The organism is Brevibacterium sp. UBA7493 (assembly GCF_002479565.1).
GTDB lineage: Bacteria > Actinomycetota > Actinomycetes > Actinomycetales > Brevibacteriaceae > Brevibacterium > Brevibacterium luteolum.
This window is the reverse complement of record NZ_DLOD01000010.1, coordinates 103,607-129,740: the sequence shown is the minus strand read 5'-3', so window position 1 is coordinate 129,740 and position 26,134 is coordinate 103,607. Positions and strand designations below refer to the sequence as shown.

Below are 26,134 nucleotides of genomic sequence, written 5' to 3'. Positions count from 1 at the left end.
GCACCCGCCAAGCACACTAGGATTGAGCACATGACCCAGACTCCCACCGCAACGCAGGTGTCACCCGTTCTCGTCGTCGACTTCGGCGCCCAGTACGCCCAGCTCATCGCCCGCCGGGTGCGCGAAGCCGGCATGTACTCCGAGGTCATCCCGCACACCGCGACCGCAGCGGAGTTCGCGGCGCGCAAGCCGGTGGCGATCGTGCTCTCCGGTGGGCCGTCCTCGGTCTACGGCGAGGGCGTGCCGGCCCTCGACACTGAGGTCTTCGACCTCGGGGTGCCGATCTTCGGCATCTGCTACGGCTTCCAGATCATGACGACCTCGCTCGGCGGCACGGTCGCCAAGACCGACCGCCGCGAATACGGCTCCACCCAGCTCACTGTCTCCGAACCCGGCACGCTGCTCGCCGGGCAGCCGGAGAGCCAGAAGGTGTGGATGAGCCACGGCGACTCCGTCACCGAGGCGCCGGCTGGGTTCACCGTGCTCGCCTCGACTGCCGGTGCGCCGATCGCTGCGTTCGAGAACCGTGAACGCCGATTCGCCGGCGTGCAGTGGCACCCGGAGGTCATGCACTCGGAGTTCGGGCAGGACGTGCTGCGCAACTTCCTCTACAACGTCGCAGGACTGAGCTCCGACTGGTCACCGGCCAGCGTCATCGACGAGCAGGTCGCACTCATCCGCCAGCAGGTGGGGGACAAGAAGGTCATCTGCGGCCTGTCCGGCGGCGTCGACTCCGCTGTCGCCGCAGCCCTGGTACACAAGGCCGTCGGCGACCAGCTCACCTGCGTGTTCGTCGACCACGGGCTGCTGCGCCAGGACGAGCGCACCCAGGTTGAGAACGACTACGTCGAAGCCACCGGCATCCGCCTGGTCACCATCGACGCCTCCGAGCAGTTCCTCGGCCAGCTCGCCGGGCTCACCGACCCCGAGGACAAGCGCAAGGCCATCGGCCACGAATTCATCCGCACCTTCGAAAACGCCGCCGCCGACCTCGTCCTCGAAGCCCGCGAAAGCGCCGCAGGCGGATCCGGTGAGGAGATCGAGTTCCTCGTCCAGGGCACCCTGTACCCCGACGTCGTCGAATCCGGCGGCGGCTCGGGTACCGCGAACATCAAGAGCCACCACAACGTCGGCGGCCTGCCCGAGGACCTGCAGTTCACGCTCGTCGAACCGCTGCGCGCCCTGTTCAAGGACGAGGTCCGGGCCATCGGCCGTGAACTCGGCCTGCCCGAGGTCATCGTCTCCCGCCAGCCGTTCCCTGGCCCGGGCCTGGGCATCCGCATCATCGGCGAAGTGACGAAGGACCGCCTCGATACGCTGCGCCGAGCTGATGCGATCGTCCGCGCCGAACTCACCGCCGCAGGTCTCGATGCTGAGATCTGGCAGTGCCCGGTCGTGCTGCTGGCCGACGTCCGCTCGGTCGGTGTGCAGGGCGACGGCCGCACCTACGGCCACCCGATCGTGCTGCGCCCGGTCTCCAGCGAAGACGCGATGACGGCTGACTGGACGCGCCTGCCCTACGATCTGCTCGCCACGATCTCCAACCGCATCACTAACGAAGTCGAAGAGGTCAACCGCGTCGTCCTCGACGTCACCTCGAAGCCGCCGGGCACCATCGAGTGGGAGTGAGCCGGCCCAGTCTGACTGCCGGCCCAGTCTGACTGCCGGTGCCGGCCTGACTTCCGGTTCAGTCTGACTGCCGGTGCCGGGCAGCTTCAGCAGGCCGCTGGTGTGCGCGACTGCCAGCGTAGGGCACGTTCGGCTGTGCCTGCCGCACAGAACTGAACGGTGTTCAGTTATGCTGGTCTGGTTTGCATCCTGACTGAGAACTGACTGGAGTCTCCATGACCTCTCCTACCGCTTCCGGTGCGACCGAGGCAGCCGGCGCCCGCCGGTCGGCGCGCCGCTTCACGTCGACCGACATCGCACTCATCGCGGTGTTCGCCGCGCTCATCGCCGCCTTCGCGATGACCCCGCCGATCCCCGTCGGCAACGTCGGTGTGCCCATCACCCTGCAGACCCTCGTCATCGGGCTGACCGGACTGACGCTCGGCCCGCTGCGCGGCTTCCTCGCCACCCTGCTCTACCTGGTGCTCGGGCTCATCGGACTGCCGATCTTCGCCGGCTTCTCCGGCGGCCTCGGTGTGCTCGCCGGGCCGACCGCCGGCTACCTCATCGCCTTCCCGCTCTTCGCGCTGCTCGCCGGCGTCGTCGCCGGTTGGGCGGTCACGCGCATGACCGGCGGCAAACTGTGGGCGACCCTATTCATCGGCGGGCTGATCGCCAGTTTCCTCACCACCCACCCGCTGGGCATCCTCGGCATCTCGATCAACGCCGGCATCCCGCTCTCGGCGGCGTTCGTCGCCGACCTGCCGTACTGGCCCGGCGATGTCGTCAAGAACATCGTCGCCGCCTCACTCGCCCTGTTCATCCACCGTGCCTTCCCCAACATCCTTGTGAGGCGCTGACCAGATGATCGACGGACACGCTCCGGTACCCGGGTCCCAGGACAGGGCCCGGGCCGGAGTCGTGTTCGACGATGTCGCCGTCATCGTCGAGGACATGGATCCTGCCAGCAGTCGGCTGCGCACCCGCACCCTGCTCACCGATCTCACCCTGACGCTGGCGGAGCAGCGCATCAGCGTCATCGGCGCCAACGGATCGGGCAAGTCGACCTTCCTCCAGCTCATCAACGGGCTCACCGCACCCACCCGCGGGCGCGTGCGCTTAGGTGAGCTCGACACCATCGACGATGGGGCTGCCGTGCGCCGGGAGGTCGGGTTCGTCTTCTCCGATCCGGCCGCTCAGCTCGTCATGCCGACCCCGGTCGAAGACGTCGAACTCTCCCTCAAACGCCGCATCCGCGATAAGGGCGCCCGCCGGCTGGCAGCCGTCGAGGCACTTGCGGAGTTCGGGATCGAGGATCTGGCCGAACGCTCCATCTACGAACTGTCCTCCGGCCAGCGGCAGCTCGTCGCCCTGGCCAGCGTGCTCGCGGTCTCCCCGGCGGTGCTGGTGCTCGATGAGCCGACGACGCTGCTCGATCTGGCCAACCGGGAGCTGCTGCGCGCCGCGCTCGACGATCTCGCCGCCCGCCGCGGCGTCCAGCTCATCGTCTCCACCCACGACCTCGACTTCGCCGGTGATGCCGAACGCACCCTGGTGCTCCATGACGGCCGGATCGTCGCCGACACCGCCCCAGCCGAGGCGGTGGCCGCCTACCGGCAGCTCATCGCCGCCACCGTCTCTCACGCTCGCCGGCCCACCGGCGGCAGGCCCGCCTCGGGCGAGGAGCAGCGATGAGACGGCAGTCGCGGTTCTTCGGCACCTATGTGCCCACCGGCGGCTGGCTGCACCGCACCCCGGTGCTTCTCAAACTCGGGGCAGTCGCAGCGATCAGCATCGTCGTGCTCGCCCTGCGCAATCCGGTCGTCGACGCCTGTGTCTTCGCAGTCCTGCTCGCCTGCGGGCTGACTTCGCGGCTGCGGCTGGGCCAGGTGCTCTCCCCGCTGCGGGCGATCTGGATCTTCGTCGCCCTCATCATCGCCTTCCACCTCATCTTCAGCGATGCCGCCCACGCGCTGATGATGGTGTCGAAGCTCATCGTGTGCGTCCAGGCCGCCGGCCTGCTCATGCTCACCTCCTCGATCGGCCAGCTGCTCGAGGCCTTCGCCGTCCTCGTGCGCCCGCTGCGGTTCCTCGGCGTCGATGCCGAACGGGTTGCGCTGACCGCTGCGCTGACAGTGCGCTCGATCCCGTTCATGGCCCAGCTTGTCGGACAGTCGGCAGATGCTGCGCGGGCCCGCGGGCTGGAGCGCAGCATCCAGGCACGTTCAGTGCCGGTGGTGCTCGGTGCGGTGAAGTTCGCTCAGGACACCGGTCGGGCACTCGACGCCCGCGGACTCGGGGACTGAACCACCGCCTCGGCGACGGTGCGACTCAGCCGACGCGATCCTGCGCCCAGCGGGGCACACCCACCCCGGAGCGGCCGATGACCTGCGGGGCGGGATTTTCGATCGCCGCAGCGTAGTGGCCGATGAGCTGGGAGCACACCGACTTCCAGGACCGGCCGAGGACGGTGGCGCGGGCGGTCTGGCCGAAGGCGCGGCGCTTGGCGTCATCGCCGGCGAGGTCGCGGACGTGACCGCGCAGCGCTCGCAGGTCGCCGGGCTGGTAGAGCCAGCCGGTGCGCGAGGAGTCGACGAGGTCGAGCGGGCCGCCGCGGGCCGGTGCGACGACCGGCACGGCTGAGGCCATCGCCTCCTGGATCGTCTGGCAGAAGGTCTCCAGCTCACCGGGGGCGACCATGACGTCGAAGCTCGCGACCGCCTGGGCGAGTGCGTCGCCGCCGAGGAACCCGGTGAAGTGGGCGCCGGGCAGCACCTGCTGGAGGCGCTTCTTCTGCGGTCCCTCGCCGACGATGACGAGCTTGAGCGACGGGTCGCCGGCGAGCACTGCGAGATCCTCGACCTGCTTCTCCACCGCGAGCCGGCCGACGAAGCCGATGATCTTCTCACCGTTCGGGGCGACCGTCTGCCGCCAGGCTTCGCTGCGGCGGCTCGGGTCGAAGCGGCTGGCGTCGACGCCGCGCGCCCAGGTGCGCACCGTGCCGACTCCGTGGGAGGTCAGCTGGCCGGCAGCGTAGCTGGAGGGCACGAGGGTCAGCGAGGCGTGTTGGTGGATGTTGCGCACGTGATGCCACAGCATCTGCTCCAGCCCGTGCATGCCGTAGCGGGCGGCGTAGGCCGGCACCTCGGTCTGGTAGACGGCCACTGAGGGCAACCCGAGGTCCTGGCAGGCGAGCACGCCGCGCCAGCCGAGCACGAACGGGGAGGCCAGGTGCACGACATCGGGTTCGAACTCGGCGAGCAGCCGGCGGATCCGCGCGACACCGCCGGGGGCCACGCGCACGCGCCGGTACTTCGGCAGTGCGAAGGAGGGCACGCGCACGATCGGCGCACCGGCCACCTCGTGGGGTCTGTCGCGTTTGGTGCCGGGGACGATGACGAGGACGTCGTCGCCGCGGTCGGCGAGGTGATCGAGCACCCGCAGCAGCGAATGGGTCACCCCGTTCATGTGCGGAAGGAATGATTCTGCCAGGATAGCGACGCGCATGATTCCAGTGCACCGGGTGTGCATGACGCCCGTTCGGCCATGATGTGACGTGTCGGGCAACTCCGGGCGAAGCCCCGAGGTCCAGGCGAACACACGGTAAACTGTTGGCGGCGCCGAACCTGCCAGCCGGCGATGCACGCGACAAGGCGGGTGCGGTGCGCCGGCGCTTGTCGAGGTTTGAGGAAAGGAACACGATGCCGACGCTGCTGTGGTGGCTGGCCGCACTGGCCTGCCTGCTCCTCTTCGTCGCCATCGTCATCCTCGTCATCCGGTTCAATCAGCTCAGCCTCGCCCGTGATCTGGGCGCCGAAGGCCACCGGCAGCTGAGTGCTGACATCCACGAGCGCCGCTCTCTCATCCCCTCCTTCCTCGAATCCTGCTCGACGCTCGTCGAGGAGAACCCGCAGCTGCGCTCGCGGGTCGATGCGGTCGCCGATGCCTTCGCCGCCGCTCGCCAGGCGGCCGGGCCCGAGGCGGTGGGCGCGGCCGAAGAGCAGCTCACCGTGGCTCTTGCGCAGCTGCACCAGCGCCTCGGCGAACAGCAGGTCGGACCAGGGGAGTCGGCCTCCGATGCCGAGTACGTCGCCCGTGCGCTGTTCATCCAGATGTGTGTTGTCGAATCGCGCATCGCCGCTGACTCCCGCTACTACAATGCCAACGTCGCCCGCTACCGCAGTCGCCGGCGCGGGATGCTGCCGGTGCTCATGCCCCGCCGTTTCCCGGAGTTCACCCCGGTGCCGTACTCCGAGCTCGACCTCGACCTCGACACCGACTCCCAGGACATCGTGCCCGGCAGCGATCCCGACTACCGGCCCGGCCGGCTGAGCGAGGGCCTGTGAGCCAGACGGAGGGGCCGCGCAGGCGGATCCGCCTCGACCTCGGCTACCGGGGCACTGACTTCCACGGCTGGGCCCGCCAGCCTGAGGCCCGCACCGTGCAGGGCCTGATCGAAGCGGGACTGGAGACGGTCTGCGGCACTCCGGTGCGCACCGTCGTGGCCGGGCGCACCGATGCCGGGGTGCATGCCCGTCGGCAGGTCGTCCACCTCGACGTCACCGATGCCATCGCAGACCGGCTCATCGGCCGCTCCGACCGCACCGCCGGTGATGCGCTGGCCGCCCGGCTGCGCGGGGCGCTGCGCCACCTGGGCGCAGAGGACATCGTCGTCCACGCCGCCGCCGAGGTCGATGCCTCCTTCGATGCGCGCTTCGCTGCGGTCTCGCGCCGCTACACCTACCGGATCGCCGACCCACACTCCTTCCTCGACCCGCTGGCTGCCGGGCGCACGACCGTGTCGAAGGAGCGCCTCGATGCTGCGGCGATGCACACCGCGGCCCAGGAGATCATCGGCCTGCACGACTTCCTGCCCTTCTGCAAGCCGCGCCCGGAATCGACGACGATCCGCACCCTGCTCGACTGCACCGTCACCCGCGATGATGCCGACATCATCGTCATCGACCTGCGCGCTGACGCCTTCTGCCACCACATGGTCCGCGCACTCGTCGGCGGGCTCATGAAGGTCGGCACCGGCGCCTGGCCGGCCACTCGCCCGGCCGAACTCATCGCCCGCGCCGAGGCAGGAAGCACCGACCTCGGCCCGATGTTCGTCACCCCCGCCCACGGCCTGGTGATGGAGCACGTCGAGTATCCACCGCCTCGGGAGTGGCAGGCGCGCGCTGAGCGCACCCGCGCCCGGCGAGATGCCGAGTCGGCCGCCGACTGAGCACCGCGGGTTCATCAGCTGGTGCATCTGCGTGCCGGGGTTCCGGCCAGCCCTGGTCTATGAGAGAGTGATTCTTGGACCATGTGAAGAGCCTGAGCGTTTTCACAGCGCGTTCAGCTTCAGTTCGCCGTGAGGCAATCGGCACACGGCAGGCTGGAACGGTGCGCCGCTGCCCCTGAGCGGGCCCGGCGTGGAGACGAATCAGGTACCTGACGAAGGACGAAAATGGCTTCATCCCTGCCCCGCCTGCTCATCGGCGTCACAGCCGCCGCCGGATTGGTTGTGCCGCTCGGTGCACTGCCGGCCATGGCTGATGTCGAGGAGGGCAAGAAGATCCAGATCCTGGGGATCACCGATTTCCACGGCCGCCTCGACGCCGACGGCGTCGGCACCGCCTCGGTCATCGAGCGCGAGCGCGCCGCCTTCGACGGCGGTGAGGCAGCGACGACGCTGCTATCGGCCGGTGACAACATCGGTGCCTCGATCTACACCTCCTCCGCCCAGGAGGACGCACCGACGATCGACTACCTCAACGCCCTCGAGCTCGACGCCTCGGCCGTCGGCAACCACGAATTCGACCGCGGTCTCGACGATCTGAGCGACCGGATCGTCCCGCGCAGCGACTTCCCGACCCTCGGCGCGAATGTGTACAAGGAAGGCACGAAGGATCACTTCGATGCCCTGCCGGCCAGCCACCAGTACGAAGTCGACGGCGTCAAGATCGCCGTCATCGGCGTCGTCACCCAGGACACCGCCAGCCTCGTCTCGCCAGACGGCATCTCCGGACTCGAGTTCGGCGACGCGACTGAGGCTGTCAACGACGAGGCCGAGCGCCTCGAAGCGCTGCCGGATGCCGAGAAGCCGGACCTGACGATCGTCCAGGCCCACCTCGGCCCGGACGTCACCGACACCGTCGATGGTGCGAAGGGCTCGAACAAGGAGTTCGCCAAGCTCGTCGACGACGCCGACGCCTCGGTCGACGCGCTGTTCTTCGGCCACTCGCACAAGAAGATGGCACTTGAGGCTCCGGTGCCCGGCACTGACCGCACCCGCCCGATCGTGCAGGCCGACCACTACGCCAAGGCCGTCTCGAAGCTCGTCCTCGAAGCCGATGCCGAGGGCAACTGGAACGTCGACACCAACGAGGTGCTGCCGACCAAGGGCGAGGACTACGACTCCGAGCGCGTGACGAAGGTCAAGCAGATCATCTCCGACGCTAAGGACGTCGCCAAGGAGAAGGGCTCTCAGGTCGTCGGTGAGATCACCGAGGACATCACCCGGGCAGAGAAGGACGGCGAGGAAGACCGCGGCGCTGAGTCGACGCTGGGCAACCTCGTCGCCGACGCCCTCAAGGAGGGCACCACCTACACCCAGCTCGGGGAAGCCGACTTCGGCATCACCAACCCCGGCGGCCTGCGCACCGACCTCACGTGCGATGACATCTACAACAACGAAGAGAAGTGCGAAGTCACCGTCGCCGAGCTCAACGGCGTGCTTCCGTTCGCCAACGACCACGGTGTCGTGACGATGACCGGTGAGGCCGTCACCCAGCTGTTCGAAGAGCAGTGGCAACCCGATGGCGCCTCGCGTCCGTTCCTGCACCTGGGCATCTCCGATGAGCTCGACGTCGTCTACGACTCGACTGCCGAGGCCGGTGACCGGGTGAAGTCCGTCAAGGTCAACGGTGAGGACATCGACCCGAAGAAGGAGTACAAGGTCGCCACGCTGTCGTTCCTGGCAGCCGGCGGTGACAACTTCTCCTCGTTTGCCACCGGAACCTTCGAGCAGTCGGGCATGACCGACTTCGAGATCTGGCAGAAGTACTTCGAAGAGAACTCCCCGGTCTCCCCGGACAAGAAGGAGCGCCAGGCTGACGCCGCTCTCGACGTCATCAGCAACGGCACCGTCGAAGCGACGCTGACCGGCAGCGAGGACGAGCCGACGAACTTCGCCGTCAACCTCAAGGCTGAGGAGACGGTGACCGGACCAGTCACCTACGCAGTCTCCGGCCTGCCCGAGGGCTTCGAGGTCGACTACGGCGAGAAGGCCGACGACGAGGGCGACGGCGCCCGGATCGACGAGATCCCGGCCGGAGACTCGGACTACCCGTTCACCATCACGGCACCTGAGGGCGCCGAGGCAGGCGAGTACCCGTTCACCGTGAGTCTGACCGCTGATCCGGAGCACGCCTTCTGGGACGACAACCCGATGCCGCTCGTCCACGAGGTCGAAGCAGCCGTGACGGTTCCCGAAGATGACCCGTCGGATGACCCGTCTGACGATCCGTCCGATGATCCCTCGGACGATCCGAGCGATGAGCCTTCCGACGACCCGTCCGATGACGGCAAGGATGACGACGGCAAGGATGACAACGGCAAGGGCAAGGACGACGACGGCAAGGGCAAGGACGATAGGGGTCGCCTGCCGCGCACCGGTGCCGAGCTTGCCACCGCACTCGGTGTCGCACTGGCCCTCATCGGTGCAGGTGCCGCCTCGGTCTACGCCGTTCGCCGCCGCTCGCAGCTCTGAGCAGCAGGTGAGATCGGTGAGCTGAATCGCTGACCGGCGCGGCCACCACCATCGGCCCGCCTGCCGGAACCCGGAACACCCGGGGACCGGCAGGCGGGCCGATCGGCGTCTGGGGGACTGGTCAGCCCAGCGTCTCCCCGGCCCAGGCCGGGGGATCACATGTGGGTGGTGGCCGGGCAGGAGAGCACGCTGGTGTCAGCAGGAGACGTCGCCGCGGTGACGTCCCCGCGGGGACGTGGAAGCGATCCAGGGGCAGCGCTTGTGCGCCGCACGTGAAGAGCCCCGGCAGCTCAGCGCTGGGACTGCGGGACCGTCCGCGTGCCCGCGGCTTCGGATCCCCCGGCCGGCCCACCGGAAAGCGGCCGCGAGGTGCGGGGCTCACGCTGGCATTCGGCTGCCTGCCGGCCGACCAGATGGGCGAGTGCCGGGATGAGGAACAGCAGCCCAACAGCCGGGACGATGATGCCGGAGTCGTTGACGACGGCACCGACGCCGAGCAGCACCGCCAAGGAGATCATGCCCATGCGCAGATACGGGAACCGGGCGTAGAGCCGGGGCAGCGCCGGGATGCGGAACCGGCCCGGAGCGATCGCCGCCCAGAACACCGCGGCGATGATGAGCGGCAGCAGCAACGTCATCCACGACTGGGTGAGGATGTCGATGTTCATGCCGATCTTGCGCATGAGCACCGCGCCGGCCTCACCGCTGATGATCGAGGCGAAGAACCGGCCGAAGTGAGTGCGGTCATCAGCCGGGCGCAGCCAGTCGATGACGAGCACGGCGATCATGATGCCGGCCGTCGTGCCGACGATGAGCGCCAGCCGCTTGATCGAAGCCCGGATCTCGGCAGCCGCCAGCGCCAGCACGCCCAGGCCGACGACGAGCGCCGGCACGGAGCCGAACTTCGTGCCGAGTCCGGGGGTGGCCAGCAGCAGGCAGGCGAGCACCATCGTCACGAGGACGACGCTCAGCCGCACCCAGCGGTTGGCGATGAGCGAGCAGGCGGTGATGAGCGCGAAGACGAGCGCGGTGAGGAACAGCGCGAGAGCTGAGTTGCCGATGCCGTAGAAGCGGGAGGCGATGAGCAGCGGCTCCCCGAGCAGCGTCGACATCTGCAGGTGCGAACCGGTGATGACGTCACCGGCGAGGACGAGCACGGTGGCGACGGCGACGAAGGTGAGCGGGCCGAGCGTGAAGCGCTTCCACGGCCCGAGCAGCCCGGCCAGCGTCAGCGCCAGAGCCCACCCGGCCAAGGCTGCGAGCATCGCAACATCCGGGCTCGTCGAACGCTCCCACGGGATGACGTTGACGAGGTAGGTCGAGACCGGGATCGCGGCGAAGAACAACCCGCCGACGCGCAGCGGGTTGATGACCCGCGGCCAGGCGCGCCGGCCGACGAGCGCGGCAACCGCGAGCAGCGCGGCCATGAGCCCGGCGAGGACGGGATAGAACCACACCGACATCGCCGCCTGTGTGGCGACGGCGACCTGCCGGTCGAGCATGAGCTGGTAGCGATCCCCAGCACTGGCCGGCGCCGAGGCGGTGGTGATCGGGGCGCCGGCGAGGTTGGCATCCGTCTGCGCGCCGGTCGCGCGCACGAGGGTCGGCATGATGTCCGTCGTCTGGATGAGGCCCGGCTGCTTGGTCGACGGGGAGGTGAGGATGCCCGGCTGCTCACCGGGCCGCTGGATCGCAGCGAACTGCATGCTGGAGGACTCAGTCCAGCCGTCGGCGATCGAGGCGACCATCAGCAGCGGCTGCGCGCCGTCTGCACCGCCTGCGGCGTGTTCGTCGTAGGCTGCGAGGATGTCGCCGAGGTGGTCGTCGAGTTCGGTGATCGAGTAGCCGGGGGTGCGCACATTGCCCAGGTCGATGAGCACGAGCGGATGGTGCTCGGCTGCGGTGCGCACCTGGTCGCCGAGGTCGGCGTCGAGGCTCTCGTAGGAGCGCACCCGGCCATCGGATTCGGCTGCGGCGATCGCCGCTCCGGGTCCGATCGCATGGAGATCGGGGACGGCTGCGGCCAGCGCACCGAGGTCGGCGTCATAGCGGTCGTGGGCGACCTTCTCCTGGTAGACGTCCCAGTCAGCGGTCCAGCCTGACAGCGGCGGCTGCAGCGCCCGGCACTGGGCGGCAGATTCATCGGCAGCACGCCGCCCGGAGCTGACCGCCAGCCAGCCGTCGGCCGGGCAGCTCGTCGAGCGCACCGACCGCGGGGTCATCGTGCCGATCGATCCGTTCTCCACCAGTGACCACAGGTGCGGGGTCCGCCACCGATCGAGGTCCTCATGCTCGAGGCCGGAGACGCCGACGAAGATGACCGGCTGGGACTGCGGCTCACCGGCAGCCGGGGCCGGCTGCTCCAAAGCACCCGGTGCCTGAGCTCTCAGCTCCTGAGCGTCCGGTGGCCCGGCGCCCGGTGCCTGTGCGGCGGCCGCAAGCGGGCTGGCGAGCCCGAGGGCTGCGATGAGCACGGCGGTGAACACCGCCAGAAGGGCTGGGCGCAGACGGGTCATCGGCCCTCCCCAGCCACGCTGGTCCCGGTCGTCTTCTGCGGTCCAGCAGCCGCCTCGGACATGGTCGCCGCCGTTGACGGCGTGCGGCCGACGGGGACATCGGCGCTGAGGGCGAGGAGGAACGGGACGAACATCATCGCCCCGGTGCCGGGGACGGCGACGCCGGAGTCGGTGATGACGAGGCCGACGAGCAGGCCGGTGCACACGGCGAGGAACCCGGCGTGGACGCAGCGATCGTCTAAGGCCTCGGGCAGCACGCCGTCGAAGCGGCGGGTCAGCGGCGCGGTAGCGGCGAACCGGCGCAGGTAGGCGAGGAAGATGAGGATGACAAGCGCGGCCAGCGGCACGATGATCGCCATGCCGGGGTTGACGACGATGATGTTGAGGTTCGCGCTCAGTTTGCGGGAGATGACTTCGAAGGCCCCACCGCTGAGCAGCTGGGCGAAGAAGTTGCCGAAGTGCGAGCGGGCTGCCGGTGCGCGCAGATAGTCGAGGGCGGCGACACCGAGGATCGCGCCGAGCGAGACAGCCCCGATCCCAGCCAGCCGCATAAGCGACAGGCGGGCGCGGAGGCTGAGCGCGATGAGCACCATGAGCCCGGACAGGGTGGCGACGGTGCCGCCGAACTTCGCACCCCACACCGGGTTGCCGAGCGTGCCGACGGCGATCGCGCCGAGACCTGCCAGGAACAGGAGCAGCGGCCCGCGCCGGTCAGTGCGTGCCGCCAGTGCCCGGGCACCGAAGGCCAGAGCCAGGAACAGGGCGACGATGAACAGGGCTGCGCCCTGGTTGCCGAGGCCGTAGAACCGTCCGGCGACGATCGCGTTGTAGCCCATGAGCGAGTTGTACTGCAGCTGCGAACCGAACAGTGCGACATCGACGCCGAGCAGCACCGCGGTGACCGTGCAGATCGCGGCGACGCGTCCGGCGAAGGTGCGCCGCCAGGGACCTGCGAAGCCGGCGGCCAGCAGCAGCGCAGAACCGGCGGCGATCGCCAGGCCGAGGCCGAGGACCGGGTCGGCCATCCGCTCCCACGGCAAGAGGGCTGCGATGAACGATCCCATCGGCACGGTGCCGAGGATGAGGCCGGCCCAGCCGAGGCCGGTGCGGATGCGCCCGGCGAGCACCGGCTGGGCGATTCCCGCCCGGCGCGCCCACCAGCGCTGCAGCGGAACCAGCAGCAGCAGGCCCACAGCGACAGTGAGGACGTAGAAGGCGGTCGTCACCACGATTGAGAAGGTCTGGGCGCTGCGATGCACGGTCGCTGCCGCGGTCGCATCGCCGGTAAGTGAGTCGATGCGCTCAGCTGCCGGTGCACCGGCGTCGATGCGGGTGAGCTGGGCAGAAGGCGGGGCCAGCTCGCCGTCGATGCCCGGGGCGGCGGCGAGAAGCAATCCGGTGAGGTCGGTCAGCTGCAGCACCGGCTTGCGCGTCGAGGAGCTCTCCAAGATCCCCGGGGACGCATCACCGGTGTTGACCTCAGGGGTGGAGCGCAGCAGGGCGCGCAGCCGGGAGGGGTTGCCGAGGTCGCCGACCCCGGCGATGTGCACGGTCGTCGTCTTCAGATCGAGGCCTGCGAGGTATTCGCCGATGTGCTCGTCGATCGCGGCGAGCTGCTCATCGTGCTCCCCGGCCGGGGCGTCGGCCGTCCAGCGCTCCGAACCGATCGTGCCGGCGTCGATGAGGGTCAGCGGGCACAGACCGGTCCCGGCGGTGTCGGCCTGCTGGGCGCGAGCCGAGCTGCCCGGTTTCGTGCCGGCCGGCTCCCACGTGTCGATGCGGCCGGTCTCATCGGCTGCCGCCCACGCAGCCCCCGGGCCGATCGCCTCGACGCACACCCGAGATTCCCGGGCGGTGTTAGCCAGCTGGCCGATCCCTGAGCTGTAGGAGTTCTGCGCATTGGCTGCCACGACTCGGTCGAAGTTCTCCACCGTGACGTCCTCACCGGTGCCCTCTGGAGCGCGCAGGTCCGGGCACGCCGAGCGGCGCTCCTCTGCGGCCCGCTCCTCGTCCTCGCTGTTCAGCGTGCCGTCGGCCTCGGCAGCGGCCTGCTCACCGGTGACATGAGGGGAGATGTTGACCGCGTGCATGCGCGCCCCAGACCCGACGGCCAGCCAGCCGGCAGCCGGGCAGGTGACCGAGACTACGGAGCGGACGGTGACATTGGCCATGTCGGCGCGCTCAGCGAACTTCCACAGATGTGGGGTGCTCTCCGGGCTGATGTCGGACAGCGACAGACCCGAGGCCCCGATGAAGACGACCGGGTGCTCCGCTCCCGAGGCGTCGGCCGGCTCGCCGGCTGCGGCAGGTGCCGTGGTGGGCAGTACGAGGGCTGCGATGGCACCCAGGCACACGAGTAAGCGCGTGAGGATGCTCACCGGAGCGGCACCTCGCGCGCGGGCGGGAGTTGAGGCGGCTGACACTCGCCCAGCTTATCGGCTGGAGCATGGCGCCTGCTGAGAGGCCTGCTGTCAGCTGGCGCAGGCCCGGTTTGCGCCCGGGGAGGCGATTCCGGTAGATTAGCCTGTTGTTGTATACGTCTATACACGCTCCTCATGAAGCCTCATTCGCGTTGCAGGCACTGGGATGAGGGTCAGCTGTGTGGGAACGTATGCGCGCCAGACAAGCCGGACGCCGTTTCCTGGATCACGACCTGTGGAAATGGCGGCCATCGAGCTGTTCACTCAATAGACGAAGAAGAAGGCTACTTTTGCGTACGTACACCCCCAAGCCCGGCGATGTTCAGCGCCAGTGGCACGTCATCGACGCCACTGATGTCGTCCTCGGCCGTCTTGCCTCGCAGGCTGCCCGCCTGCTCCGCGGCAAGCACAAGGTGACCTTTGCACCGAATGTCGACTCGGGTGATTTCGTGATCATCATCAACGCCGACAAGGTCGCGCTCACCGGCGCCAAGCTGGAGCAGAAGCGCGCTTACCGCCACTCCGGCTACCCGGGCGGCCTCAAGAGCACGTCCTACTCCGAGCTGCTGGCCAAGGATCCGCAGCGCGCCGTCGAGAAGGCGGTTGCCGGCATGCTGCCGAAGAACCGCCTCGGTCGCGCCCAGATCAAGAAGCTGAAGGTCTACGCCGGTGGCGAGCACCCGCACGCCGCCCAGAACCCGCAGCAGTTCGAGATCAGCCAGGTTGCGCAGTAAGCACCAGGCATCCAAGACTTTAAGAGGAGAACCGTGGCTGATACCACCAACACCCCTGACGTTGACGACGTCGAACTGACCGAATACTCCACTGAGACCCCGGCTTCGGCTGGTCTGGGCGAGTCCGTGGCCGGTGGCCGCGGGCAGTCGCTGACCGCCCCGGGCTCCGGCGTCGGCCGTCGCAAGCAGGCCATCGCCCGCGTCCGCCTCGTCCCCGGCTCCGGCCAGTGGACGATCAACGGCCGCGACCTGGAGACCTACTTCCCGAACAAGCTGCACCAGCAGCTCGTTAACGAGCCGCTGCGCCTGCTCGACCTCGAAGGCCGTTTCGACGTCTTCGTGCGGATCTCCGGCGGCGGACCCTCCGGCCAGGCCGGTGCCGTGCGCCTGGGCGTCGCCCGCTCGCTCAACCAGATCGACCGCGAGTCCAACCGCGCCGAACTGAAGAAGGCCGGCTTCCTCACCCGTGACGCCCGCGTCCCGGAGCGCAAGAAGGCCGGACTCAAGAAGGCCCGCAAGGCACCGCAGTTCTCGAAGCGCTGATGCGCTCAGCCGCTGTGCCGGCTCTATGCTGAACCTCGGACCCTCGCACCCGCCATGCGCGGTGCGGGGGTTCGAGTGTCTGCAGCCAGGCCAGCTGGGCCCTCTGACCTGTCACATCACCCACAAGGACGACCATGTCACGACTCTTCGGCACTGACGGCGTGCGCGGACTCGCCAACGCCGACATCACCGCCACCCTTGCCCTGCAGATCGCCGAAGCCGGCGCCCGTGTGCTCGCCCGCCGCGGCAGCAACGGCCAGCATGTCGCCGTCGCCGGACCCTCCGGTGCCGGCGTCGCCGCCAACGGCCAGCGCCCCTTCGCCGTCATCGGCCGCGACACCCGCGCCTCCGGTGAGTTCCTCACCCATGCCGTCGCCTCCGGCATCGCCGCCGCCGGCGTCGACGTGCTGCTCGTCGGGGAACTGCCGACCCCCGGTGTCGCCCACGTGGTGAAGAACACCGGCGCCGACTTCGGCGTCGTGCTCTCCGCCTCCCACAATCCGATGCCCGATAACGGCATCAAATTCTTCGCCCGCGGCGGCACGAAGCTGCCCGACGCTCTCGAAGACGAGATCGAGGGTCTCATCGGCACCGACTGGGATCGCCCGACCGGTGACGCCGTCGGCCGGATCCGCAACTTCCCGTCTGCTGCCGACGAATACGTCGAATCGCTTGTCATGGGCGTGTTCAAGGGCCAGCAGCCTGCCGGTTCCGACCCGGATGCGCCGGTCGCACCAGTCACCGGTGCCCTGGAGATCATCGGCGCCCCACTGGCCGGACTCACCGTCGTCGTCGACTGCGCCCACGGCGCCGCCTCGGTCGTCGGACCTGCCGCGCTGCGCCAAGCCGGCGCCCGCGTCATCGTCACTGCCGCTGACCCGGACGGCTACAACATCAACGACGGCGTGGGCTCCACCCACATCGATTCGCTCGTTGCTGCGGTCAAGGAGCACTCCGCCGATGCCGGTGTCGCCTTCGACGGAGACGCCGACCGCTGCCTGGCCGTCGACGCACTCGGCCGCGAGGTCGACGGCGACCAGATCATGGGCATCTTGGCGCTGAGCCTTAAGGACTCAGGCAAGCTCGCCCACGACACGCTTGTCACCACCGTGATGTCAAACCTCGGCCTGCATCTGGCGATGGAGCAGGCCGGCATCAAGACGGTGCAGACGAAGGTCGGTGACCGCTACGTGCTCGAGCGCATGCTCGCCGAAGGCTACGCGCTCGGTGGTGAGCAGTCGGGTCACGTGCTCATGCTCGACTACGGCACCACCGGTGACGGCGTGCAGACCGCCCTGCACCTGCTGGCCCGGATGGCGCAGACGAAGCGCTCCCTGGCCGACCTGGCTGCTGAGATCCCGCGGCTGCCGCAGGTGCTCATCAATGTCAGGGGCGTGGACAAGACCCGCGCCGGCGACCCAGCTGTTGCCTCCGAGGTCCAAGCGGTGGAGGCCGAGCTCGGCAAGACCGGCCGCGTGCTGCTGCGCGCTTCGGGTACCGAACCGGTCATCCGCGTCATGGTCGAAGCGGAGACGCATGACTTCGCCCAGCAGCAGGCCGAACGCCTGGCAGAAGTCGTCAAGCGCGAACTCACCCTGTGATCGGCAGGCGGAGCTGACCGGCTCCAGCACGTGAGTCCTATCGACCGGTGGCCCTGAGCACGTACTGTTCAGGGCCACAGCCGTCGATTCCCCGAGCGCAGCAAGCCGCGAGAGGACTCCCCACATACCTCCCCGCATGAGACCCACATGAGCGCATCACCCCGTACGACCGCATGACCCTGCACCGCACGACCGCGCCCTCACCCGCACCGACGTGGCGCAGGCAGCGTGTGCAGATCCCATCAGCCTGCCGCCTCCGGTACGCGATGCACCGGAGACCGAGTGGATCTGCCGCTTCGAGACAGCCGGCCTGGGCGAGGACTTCGGCAAGGAGGTCTGCGGCGTCGACGGTATTCAGGCACTCGAACTGACGATCCAGCTCACCGGCGTCATCGAGGAGCTGGAGCAGCTCAGCCTGCCCGACGGCTGAACATCAGAAGCCGGCGCAGGCGCGACACTCATGCTGGAGCAGCCTCAGGCGCGCACCGGCTCGGCCGGTGGGACAGCGTCGATGAGCTGACGGGTGTAGTCGGTCTGGGGTTCGCGCAGAATCTGTTCGGCGGTGCCGTATTCGACGACCTCACCGTCCTTCATCACGGCGACGGTGTCGCTGACCTGCTCGACGACAGCCAGGTCGTGGCCGATGAAGATATAACCGAAGCCGTGCTCGTCCTGCAGCTCAGCGAGCAGGTCGAGGACCTGCGCCTGGATCGAGACGTCGAGTGAGGCGGTCGACTCATCGAGGATGAGCAGCTCGGGGTCTACGGCCAGTGCGCGGGCGATGCACACGCGCTGCCGCTGCCCGCCGGAGAGCTCATGCGGATAGCGTTCGATGAACGACGCATCCAGACCGACTTGGTCGAGCAGCTCGGCGCAGCGCTGCCGGCGCTGCCGCCGAGGCACCAGACTGTGCGCCATGAGCGGTTCGGCGATCGAACGCTGCACAGTCATGCGCGGATCGAGGGCGGCGAACGGATCCTGGAAGACCATCGCAATGCGCCGGCGCATCGTCTTGAGATCGGCACCCGACAGCCCGAGCACCGGATCCCCGCTCATGCGTGCGCCACCGGAGGCCGGTTCGACGACACCGGTGAGCACATTGGCGATCGTCGACTTGCCCGAACCGGACTCGCCGACGATGCCGAGCGTGCGGCCGCGGTAGACATCGAGGCTGACATCCTTGACGGCGGTGATCGTGCGCTTGCCGGTGGGGGAGGAGACCTCGAAGTCGACCGTCAGGTCCTGAATGCGCAGCAGCGGGTCGCCCTGCTCCTCCCGGTCGGCGTGCGTGTCCTCAGTGCCGGCGTCCTGCTGGGTGCGCAGCAGCGGGCGGGCGGCCAGCAGCGTCTTCGTGTACTCGTGCTGCGGGCGCTCGAAGATGTCAGCGATACTGCCGCGTTCGACGATCTCGCCTGCGCGCATGACGACGACGTCATCAGCGATCTGGCCGATGACCCCGAGGTCGTGGCTGATCCAGATGACGGCCATGTCCCGGGACCGCTGCAGGCCGGCGACGAGGTCGATGATGCCGGCCTGGGTGGTGACGTCGAGAGCGGTGGTCGGCTCATCGGCGATGAGCACCTCAGGCTCACACGCGAGAGCCACGGCGATCATGACGCGCTGCTTCTGCCCGCCGGAGAGCTGATGCGGATAGTAGCCCAGCCGCAGCTCCGGGTCGGGCAGCCCGAGTTCGGTCAGCAGCTTCAGCGACCGCTCGCGGGCCTCGGAGGCTGAGATCCCGAGGTGCTTCATCGGGCCCTCGGCCAGCTGCGCCTCCAAGGTCATGAGCGGGTTGAGGCTCGTCGACGGGTCCTGGAAGACGAAGCCGATGCGGCGGCCGTGGATGCTGCGCAGCAGCCCGGCCGGTGCCCCGACGATCTGCTCGCCGTCAAGGGTCGAGGAGCCGTGCACGTAACCACCGGGGGCTTCGAACAGGCCGGTGGCCGAGAGCACCGACAGGGACTTGCCGGAACCGGACTCACCGACGATGCCGAGTGTCTGGCCTTTGGCCACGGCGAAGTCGACGCCGTGGACGATGTCGTTGCGGCCGACGCCGACGGTGAGGTCCGAGACCTCCAGGACCGGCGCCTCGGGCGCGGAGCGACGGTTGGTGCCCACCGCCTCGGGAGCGGGAGCCTGATCAGGGTTGTGGCTCACTTCTTCCTCCGGTTCTGCATGATGGTGCGCTGGCGGGGGTCGAGGACGTCGCGCAGGCCGTCGCCGAGCAGGTTGAAGGCGAGTACGACGACGAAGATCGCCAGACCGGGGAAGACCGCCATCCACCAGGCGTCGGCCATGAAGCCCTGCGCATCGAAGAGCATCTTGCCCCACGAGGGTTCCGGCGGCTGGACGCCGAGGCCGAGGAACGACAGGGCGGCTTCGGTCAGGATCGCGAATGCCAGTGACAGCGAGGTCTGCACGATGACGGGCCCGGAGATGTTCGGCAGCACATGGCTGAACACGATCCGACCGGATGACACGCCCATGGTGCGGGCGGCCTGGACGTAGGGCTCCTGGCGGACGGACAGGGTCGAGGCGCGCGCGACGCGGGCGAAGATCGGGATGTAGACGATGCCGATGGCGATCATGGCCGAGCCGATGCCCTGGCCGAGGATCGCGACGATCGCCAGGGCCAGCAGCAGAACTGGGAAGGAGAAGGCGACGTCGACGATGCGCATGAGGATCGAGTCGATGACCCCGCCGAGGTAACCCGACAGCACACCGACGCCGACACCGACGACAAGCGCGATGCCGACGGAGATGAGTGCGACCTTCAGCGAGGTGGCTGCGGCGATGACGACGCGGGAGAGGACGTCGCGGCCGAGTTCGTCGGTGCCGAACCAGTGGGCGCCACTCGGTGCCTGCAGGGCGCGCGGGACGTCGATGTCGTTGGCACCGTACGGGGCGATCCACTGCCCGAAGAGCGCGAGGACGACGATGACGGCGAGCACGATGAGTCCGAAGACGGCCGTCGGGTTCGTCATGAGCAGCGACAGCGTCGAAGCGCGGGTGTTCTTCGTGGCGTTGGTGTCTGAGTTCTGCCGGGTCGGCAATTCTGCACTCATGAGATCCGGATCCTCGGGTCGATGATGGCGTAGAGCACGTCGACGAGCAGGTTGATGGTGAGGAAGATGAACGCGATGAGCAGGATCGCGCCCTGCAGCAGCGGGTAGTCGCGGGCGGCGACGGCGTCGTAGATGAGCCGGCCGAGGCCCGGGTAGGCGAAGACGACCTCGACGACGATGACGCCGCCGAGGAGGGTGGCCAGCTGGATGCCGGAGATCGTCAGCACCGGGATGAGGGCGTTGCGGCCGATGTGCTTGGTCAGCACCGTCCAGTACTTCAGGCCCTTCGACGTGGCGGTGCGCACGAAGGTCGCATGCGAGACGTCGATGACGGCGGTGCGGATGAACCGGGTGAGGATCGCCGCCGAGACAACACCTGCGGTGATGGCCGGCAGCACCATGTGCTGGGCCCAGCCGATTGGGTCCTCGGTCAGCGGCGTGTACCCGGAGGAGGGCCAGCCGAAGCCGAGTGCGAAGACGCTGATGAGCATCATGCCCATCCAGAAGTCCGGGATGGACACGCCGAACTGGCTGATGACGCGGACGATCGAGTCGACGGCGCCGCCTTCGCGCAGACCGGCGATCGTGCCCAGCGGGATCGCGATGAGCAGGGCAACGGCGATGGCGCACAGGGCCAGGGAGATCGTGGCCGGGAGGCGTTCGAGCAGCAGCATCATGACCGGCTCGCCGTTGCGGAAGCTGACCCCCAGATCGCCGATCAGCGCACTGCCGATGTAGGAGAAGAACTGGACGATGAGCGGTTTGTCGAGTCCCGATGCCTGCTGCAGGGCCTGGTAGGCCTCATCCGTGTAGCGGGTGCCTAAGGCGATGCGCACCGGGTCGCCGGGGACGAGCTGGATGAGGAAGAACACGACGACGATGACGCCGAGCAGGGTGACGAAGGTCAGCAGGATGCGCCGCAGGATGAACGTCAGCAGCGGATGCCGGGTGAAGAAGCCCGCCTGCTGTGTCTGCTCGGCCTGGCTCGACTGGTTATCTGCAGAACGCGGGGTGTCTGCAGATCGGTCCGGCGCCTCGGGAGCGGTGCTGCTGCCGTGGCTGTTCGGATCGCTCATGCCCATCAGTCCTCTGTCAGCTTCGCATCGCGGAACCGGACGGCCCGATCCGAGCGGATCGTGTAGCCCTCCAGGCGCGAGGTGTGGGCCTGGATGACCGCCGGGTTGTACAGGTACAGGTAGGAGACGTCGTCGACGATGTGCTTGGCGGCCTGCTCGTAGAGTTCGTGCCGCTTGCCTTCGTCCATTTCGACGCGGCCGGCGTCGAGGAGCTTGTCGACTTCGGGGTTCGAGTAGCCCTGCGAGTTCGACGGGCCCTCGGAGTGGTGCTGGGCGTAGTAGTAGTCATCGGGGTCGATGTTGCCCAGCCAGCCGAGCAGGAGCGCATCGAAGTCCCCTTGGCCCTGCCGGTCGAGCCAGGAGCCGAAGTCAAGGGTCGTGATCGAGACCGTGATGCCGACGTCGGAGAGGTTGTCGGCGATGACCTGGGCGGCGGTGACGGTCTCGGGGTACTCGTTGGTGACCATCAGCTCCATCGACAGATCTTCGACACCGGCCTCGTCGAGCAGCTGCTGGGCCTTGTCGGTGTCGCGTTCGAAGGGCGCGTAGTCATACGCCCATGGGCTCGATCCGGGGATCGCGGTCTGGTTGACCTCCGAGGTGCCGAAACCGGTGGCCTGGGCGATCGAGTCGCGGTCGACGGCGTAGGCGATGGCCTGGCGGACCTGCGGGTTGTCGTAGGGCTCCTTCGCCTGGTTCATCGCCACGTACCAGTAGTCGTTGGAGATGACCGACTCGATGTGCAGCGACTGGTCCTTGTCCAGCGTGCCGAACTGCTGCGGTGGGATCGAGTCGGTCCAATCGATCTCCCCGGAGCGCAGGGCGGCGACAGCCGTGTTGTGCTCGGTGATGTAGCGGAACTGCACGCCGGCAACCTCGGGTGCCCCGCCCCAGTAGTCCTCGTTGGCCTTGAGCGTCACGGAGTCGCCGGGCCGGGCGGAGTCGACGGCGAACGGGCCGGTGCCGACCGGTTCGGTGGTGATGTCACCGGATTCGGCGTTGTCCTCCTCGACGATCGCCACGCCCTTGAACCCGCCGAGCGCTGAGAGCAGGGTGGGGCTGGGGGCGTCGACTTCGATCTCGACGGTGTGGTCGTCGACGGCGCGCACGTCTTTGAGCATCGTGAGCTTCCAGGCGTTGGCGAGCTCGCCGTCGATGATGCGCCGGTATGAGTAGACGACGTCGTCGGCGGTGAAGTCGGAGCCGTCGTGGAAGGTGACGCCCTCGCGCAGGTGGAACGTCCACGTCAGCTCGTCGTCGCTGACCTCCCAGGACTCGGCGAGTGCCGGCTGCATGTTGAACTCCTGATCGGGTTCGACGAGGGTGTCGTAGACGTTCTCGAGGACCTCGAAGGCGAAGTAGGAGGTCGTGGAGTGCGGGTCGAGCTGGTCGGGCTCACCGGAGATCGAGGCGACGACGACGTCGTCGGAGTCAGCGGTGCCGAGGTCGACGCTCTGACGCGAGCAGCCGCTGATGACAGCGAGGATCGCGACCGCCGCAGAGGCGGTCGTCGCCTGAGCCAGGCGGCGCAGGCGCGGTGCACGTGCTGGGGATCTCGTCATAGTCGTCATCTCTTCATCGCCGTCGATGCTGCTGTGCGTGCCTTCCATTATGGGCCCAGATGTGATGCATCTGCATGGAAGCTGAGCGAACGGTGGGGGATGAGACGTGATCGTTACAGGTGCGATGGCAGTGCCGGAATGTGGTGATCGCTCGTTCCAGTTCAGCCGCCATGTCGCACGCGGGTCTTTTGGCTGCTCGCACGTTATACCGTAGAGATATGGCACCCACCCCTCCTGAATCCGGCTCTGCAGACCAGCCCGAACGAAGTTCTCACTCCCGCGTTCCCAGCACCTCCCGCCGTCTGCCCCTCCTCACCGTCGAGAGCCGGCCGGTGCGTGCCGGCGTCGTCGCCGCCGGCTCGACAGCGCTCGTCACGCTGATGGTGACCGGCGCCTCGGCTGCGGTGAAGACGAGCCGACCTGTCGGTGGACTCGCGTGGATCTTCGGCGAGCTGATGAGCTCGTTCCTGCTGCTGGGCATGGTTGCGGCGCTGGCGAACTTCGCGATCGGCGCCGTGCGCTGGAAGAAGCCGGCCGCCGGGCTCAAGGGCACGCTCATCACCGCGGTGTTTCTCGCGCTGGCCTTCCCTGTCATCGTCTACATGGTCAGCGTCGTGTGGATGCCGTCTGCGCTGTACGTGTTCATGTCGCTGCTGCTCATCTGCATCCCGGCAGGCATCCTGTTTGCGATCATCGCCCGGCTGCCCTTGGGGCCGCGTCAGCGCGACGTGCGCTGATCGACGTGTGCTGATCAGCTGCGGCGCTGCTGCACCCACTCCGAGGCGAGGACCGCATACGAGCAGGCGTCGACCCAGCCGCGGTCGCGGTGGCGGGCCTCACCGATGCAGGTGCCTTCGCGGCGCAGGCCCAGCCGGCCGAGCAGCCGCCAGGAGGCGGTGCTGCCGGCTATGCAGAACGCCTTGATGCGGCGGACGCCGAGGTCGACGACGAGATCGAGGACAGCAGCGACCGCTTCGCGGGCGAAGCCGTGCCCGGTGGCATCGGGGTGCACGACGCACCCGGTCTCAGCCTGGGTGCCGCGGGCTAGGTGGGCGAGCTCGGGAGAGGCGTCCTGCAGCTTCACCAGCACCTCACCGGGGATCGGGACTGTCTCAGGGTCGCTGCTCTCATCGTCTCTGCGGCGTACGGCGAATGTGTTTCCGGCAGCTGCCAGTAGGACCACAGGCCGGCAGAGTCAGATGGTGCCGGCAGGCTCAGGCTCAGCCGCTCAGTGTGCAGCGGAAACTCGACGCCCTTCGCCTCGGCCAGCGCCGCGAAGGTCGCCTGCGATGCTGCGGTGTCAGGGTGCGCGGCGATGGAGCTGCCCGGGCTGGCGGTCTCGGCGCTCATGTCTCATTCCTGGTCGGCGAACTGCGTGCGGTACAGCTCCGCGTAGCGGCCGCCGGCGGCCAGCAGCTGGCTGTGCGTGCCGCGTTCGACGATCCGGCCGTCTTCGATGACGAGGATCGCATCGGCTCCGCGCACGGTGGACAGCCGGTGGGCGATGACGAGCGCAGTGCGTCCGCTCATCGCCTCCGACAGCGCATGCTGCACGTGGGCCTCTGAGGTCGAGTCGAGCGCGGAGGTGGCCTCGTCGAGCAGCACGACCGGCGGGGCTGCCAGCAGCAGGCGGGCGATCGTCAGCCGCTGGCGCTCGCCGCCGGAGAGCCGGTAGCCGCGCTCGCCGATGATCGTATCGAGGCCGTCGGGCAGTTCGGCGAGCACCGCATCGAGCCGGGCCCGGGAGATCGCTGAGCGCAGCTCCTCCTCAGTTGCGTCTGGTTTGACGATGAGGAGGTTGTCGCGGATCGACTCGTGGAACAGGTGCCCGTCCTGGGTGACCATGCCGACGGCGGATTTGAGGTCGTCGAAGCTGAGATCGCGGACGTCGACGCCGCCGATGCGCACGCTGCCGGCGCTGGCGTCGTACAGGCGCGGGACGAGCGAGGCGATCGTCGACTTCCCGGCACCTGAGCTGCCGACCAGGGCGACCGTCTGCCCGGGTGAGATCTCGAAGCTGAGGTCATGCAGCACCTCGTGGTCGGTGCGCTCGTCGAGGATCGCGACCTCTTCGAGGCTGGCAAGGGACACCTCGGCGGCGGACGGATACGTGAACGAGACGTTCTCGAACTCCACCTGCAGGGGCCCGGCAGGCAGGGCACGGGGGTGCGCGGTCTCGGCGATCATCGGCTTGAGGTCGAGGACTTCGAAGACGCGTTCGAAGCTGACGACAGCGCTCATGATGTCCATGCGGGCGTTGGCGAGCATGGTGAGCGGGCCGTAGAGGCGGGTGAGCAGCATCGCGAGGGTCACGACGGCGCCGGCGTTGAGGGTGCCGAGCACGGCCTGGACGCCGCCGAGGCCGTAGACGAGGGCGAGTGCGAGAGCGGAGACGAGGGTGAGGGCGGTGACGAAGCTCGTCTGCAGCATCGCGGTCTTGACGCCGATGTCGCGCACCCGCGCTGCGCGGGCGGCGAACTGTTCGGATTCGCGGGCCGGGCTGCCGAAGAGCTTGACGAGGGTGGCGCCGCCGGCGGCGAAGCGCTCGGTCATGCGGGTGGACATCGCGGCGTTGTAGTCGGCGGCCTCGTGCTGGAGGGCGGCGAGCCGGCCGGCGAACATGCGGGCGGGGATGAAGAAGATCGGCAGCAGCAGGATCGAGAGCAGCGTAACCTGCCAGGAGACGGTCACCATGACGGCGACGGTCAGCAGCACGGAGACGAAGTTCGACACGATGCCCGAGAGCGTGTTGGAGAAGGCGCGCTGGGCGCCGATGACGTCGGTGTTGAGGCGGGAGACGAGCGCGCCGGTGCGGGTGCGGTTGAAGAAGGCGATCGGCATCGTCTGCACGTGGTCGAACACGGCGGTGCGCAGGTCGTAGATGAGCCCTTCGCCGGCACGGGCGGACAGGTAGCGGCTGGCCAGGCCGAGTGCCGCGTCAGCGAGTGCCAGGCCGGCCATGATGAGGGCGATCGTGATGATCGCGGAGATGTCCTGAGTCTCGGTGATGGCGTTGACGACGCGGCCGGCGAGCACCGGGGTGATGACGCCGATGGCGGAGATGACGACGGACAGGACGATGAAGCCGATGAGCAGGTGGCGGTGGCCGGCCGCGAAGCGCCAGATCCGCTTGAGGATGTCGGCGGAGAGCCCGCCAGAGCGTGAGCCCTGGCCGTGCAGGCGCTGCGACGCCATGGTGCGGTGCATGAGCGCCAGGGGCGAGGGTGTCGTCATGGAGTCTCCTCAAGGG

Annotated in this window: 22 protein-coding genes; 12 read left to right on the top strand and 10 right to left on the bottom strand. The window is 68.5% G+C overall.

The genetic code is table 11. The annotated features are described in order from the left end of the window. The first annotated feature begins 30 nt into the window (after window positions 1-30). The 4 genes from guaA (at window position 31) to B4E96_RS06630 (ending at window position 3,914) form a co-directional block, all read left to right on the top strand. Window positions 31-1,629 carry a glutamine-hydrolyzing GMP synthase gene (gene guaA, locus B4E96_RS06645; protein WP_286956873.1) on the top strand — a complete coding sequence of 533 codons (1,599 nt, stop codon included), beginning with the start codon at window positions 31-33 and terminating at the stop codon, window positions 1,627-1,629. A gap of 215 nt (window positions 1,630-1,844) precedes the next feature. Continuing rightward, window positions 1,845-2,468, top strand: coding sequence for a biotin transporter BioY (locus tag B4E96_RS06640; RefSeq protein ID WP_286956872.1), 624 nt, complete (start codon window positions 1,845-1,847; stop codon window positions 2,466-2,468). Between the two features lie 4 nt (window positions 2,469-2,472). Continuing rightward, a complete protein-coding gene (locus B4E96_RS06635) occupies window positions 2,473-3,303 on the top strand; it encodes an energy-coupling factor ABC transporter ATP-binding protein (protein WP_286956871.1) in 831 nt (276 codons plus the stop codon). After that, on the top strand, window positions 3,300-3,914 hold the full coding sequence (locus tag B4E96_RS06630) for an energy-coupling factor transporter transmembrane component T family protein (RefSeq protein ID WP_286956870.1): 615 nt from the start codon (window positions 3,300-3,302) through the stop codon (window positions 3,912-3,914). The genes B4E96_RS06635 and B4E96_RS06630 overlap by 4 nt, the downstream gene beginning before the upstream one ends. Window positions 3,915-3,939: 25 nt before the next feature. On the opposite strand, the gene B4E96_RS06625 is transcribed toward B4E96_RS06630, so the two are convergent. Next, the gene (locus B4E96_RS06625; protein ID WP_286956868.1) at window positions 3,940-5,115 is read right to left on the bottom strand and encodes a glycosyltransferase family 4 protein; all 1,176 of its coding nucleotides are present in this window, start codon (window positions 5,113-5,115) and stop codon (window positions 3,940-3,942) included. Between the two features lie 194 nt (window positions 5,116-5,309). Between B4E96_RS06625 and B4E96_RS06620 the strand changes: the two genes are divergently transcribed. The 3 genes from B4E96_RS06620 to B4E96_RS06610 all read left to right on the top strand — a co-directional run bounded on the left by B4E96_RS06620 (window position 5,310) and on the right by B4E96_RS06610 (window position 9,367). Continuing rightward, window positions 5,310-5,954 carry a hypothetical protein gene (locus tag B4E96_RS06620; protein ID WP_286956867.1) on the top strand — a complete coding sequence of 215 codons (645 nt, stop codon included), beginning with the start codon at window positions 5,310-5,312 and terminating at the stop codon, window positions 5,952-5,954. Further along, window positions 5,951-6,838 carry a tRNA pseudouridine(38-40) synthase TruA gene (truA, locus tag B4E96_RS06615; protein WP_286956866.1) on the top strand — a complete coding sequence of 296 codons (888 nt, stop codon included), beginning with the start codon at window positions 5,951-5,953 and terminating at the stop codon, window positions 6,836-6,838. Before B4E96_RS06620 ends, truA begins: the two co-directional genes overlap by 4 nt. 225 nt (window positions 6,839-7,063) lie before the next feature. After that, entirely contained in the window at window positions 7,064-9,367 is a 2,304-nt protein-coding gene (locus tag B4E96_RS06610; RefSeq protein WP_286956865.1) for a 5'-nucleotidase C-terminal domain-containing protein, read from the top strand. A gap of 290 nt (window positions 9,368-9,657) precedes the next feature. On the opposite strand, the gene B4E96_RS06605 is transcribed toward B4E96_RS06610, so the two are convergent. Beyond that, a complete protein-coding gene (locus B4E96_RS06605) occupies window positions 9,658-11,883 on the bottom strand; it encodes a hypothetical protein (RefSeq protein WP_286956864.1) in 2,226 nt (741 codons plus the stop codon). Beyond that, complete coding sequence (locus B4E96_RS06600; RefSeq protein ID WP_286956863.1) at window positions 11,880-14,261, bottom strand: hypothetical protein; 2,382 nt, start codon at window positions 14,259-14,261, stop codon at window positions 11,880-11,882. Before B4E96_RS06600 ends, B4E96_RS06605 begins: the two co-directional genes overlap by 4 nt. A gap of 332 nt (window positions 14,262-14,593) precedes the next feature. Between B4E96_RS06600 and rplM the strand changes: the two genes are divergently transcribed. From rplM to B4E96_RS06580, 4 genes are all read left to right on the top strand, one after another. Continuing rightward, on the top strand, window positions 14,594-15,037 hold the full coding sequence (gene rplM, locus B4E96_RS06595; protein WP_102161819.1) for a 50S ribosomal protein L13: 444 nt from the start codon (window positions 14,594-14,596) through the stop codon (window positions 15,035-15,037). 33 nt (window positions 15,038-15,070) lie between these two features. Further along, window positions 15,071-15,580 carry a 30S ribosomal protein S9 gene (gene rpsI, locus B4E96_RS06590; protein WP_170274616.1) on the top strand — a complete coding sequence of 170 codons (510 nt, stop codon included), beginning with the start codon at window positions 15,071-15,073 and terminating at the stop codon, window positions 15,578-15,580. Window positions 15,581-15,714: 134 nt separating this feature from the next. Then, entirely contained in the window at window positions 15,715-17,181 is a 1,467-nt protein-coding gene (locus B4E96_RS06585; protein WP_286956862.1) for a phosphoglucosamine mutase, read from the top strand. Between the two features lie 214 nt (window positions 17,182-17,395). After that, window positions 17,396-17,611, top strand: a complete 216-nt coding sequence (locus B4E96_RS06580; protein WP_286956860.1) for a DUF6968 family protein — start codon at window positions 17,396-17,398, stop codon at window positions 17,609-17,611. A 44-nt stretch (window positions 17,612-17,655) separates the two neighbouring features. Here B4E96_RS06580 and B4E96_RS06575 read toward each other — a convergent pair whose 3' ends face one another. From B4E96_RS06575 to B4E96_RS06560, 4 genes are read right to left on the bottom strand one after another with little or no spacing between them, the layout of a single operon-like run. Further along, a complete protein-coding gene (locus B4E96_RS06575; protein ID WP_286956859.1) occupies window positions 17,656-19,338 on the bottom strand; it encodes an ABC transporter ATP-binding protein in 1,683 nt (560 codons plus the stop codon). After that, on the bottom strand, window positions 19,335-20,246 hold the full coding sequence (locus B4E96_RS06570; RefSeq protein ID WP_204514210.1) for an ABC transporter permease: 912 nt from the start codon (window positions 20,244-20,246) through the stop codon (window positions 19,335-19,337). Before B4E96_RS06570 ends, B4E96_RS06575 begins: the two co-directional genes overlap by 4 nt. Further along, on the bottom strand, window positions 20,243-21,322 hold the full coding sequence (locus tag B4E96_RS06565; protein ID WP_286956858.1) for an ABC transporter permease: 1,080 nt from the start codon (window positions 21,320-21,322) through the stop codon (window positions 20,243-20,245). The genes B4E96_RS06570 and B4E96_RS06565 overlap by 4 nt, the downstream gene beginning before the upstream one ends. 5 nt (window positions 21,323-21,327) lie before the next feature. After that, window positions 21,328-22,884 (bottom strand): ABC transporter substrate-binding protein, encoded by a 1,557-nt coding sequence (locus B4E96_RS06560; RefSeq protein ID WP_286956857.1) that lies wholly within the window; start codon window positions 22,882-22,884, stop codon window positions 21,328-21,330. A 218-nt stretch (window positions 22,885-23,102) separates the two neighbouring features. On the opposite strand from B4E96_RS06560, the gene B4E96_RS06555 reads away from it, so the two are divergent. Next, on the top strand, window positions 23,103-23,621 hold the full coding sequence (locus tag B4E96_RS06555) for a hypothetical protein (RefSeq protein ID WP_286956856.1): 519 nt from the start codon (window positions 23,103-23,105) through the stop codon (window positions 23,619-23,621). Window positions 23,622-23,635: 14 nt separating this feature from the next. On the opposite strand, the gene B4E96_RS06550 is transcribed toward B4E96_RS06555, so the two are convergent. The 3 genes from B4E96_RS06550 to B4E96_RS06540 are packed head-to-tail and all read right to left on the bottom strand — an operon-like array spanning window position 23,636 to window position 26,118. Beyond that, window positions 23,636-23,968 (bottom strand): GNAT family N-acetyltransferase, encoded by a 333-nt coding sequence (locus tag B4E96_RS06550; RefSeq protein ID WP_286956855.1) that lies wholly within the window; start codon window positions 23,966-23,968, stop codon window positions 23,636-23,638. Then, the gene (locus tag B4E96_RS06545; RefSeq protein ID WP_286956854.1) at window positions 23,965-24,234 is read right to left on the bottom strand and encodes a hypothetical protein; all 270 of its coding nucleotides are present in this window, start codon (window positions 24,232-24,234) and stop codon (window positions 23,965-23,967) included. Before B4E96_RS06545 ends, B4E96_RS06550 begins: the two co-directional genes overlap by 4 nt. 3 nt (window positions 24,235-24,237) lie before the next feature. Further along, window positions 24,238-26,118 carry an ABC transporter ATP-binding protein gene (locus B4E96_RS06540; RefSeq protein WP_286956852.1) on the bottom strand — a complete coding sequence of 627 codons (1,881 nt, stop codon included), beginning with the start codon at window positions 26,116-26,118 and terminating at the stop codon, window positions 24,238-24,240. Between the last annotated feature and the right edge of the window lie 16 nt (window positions 26,119-26,134).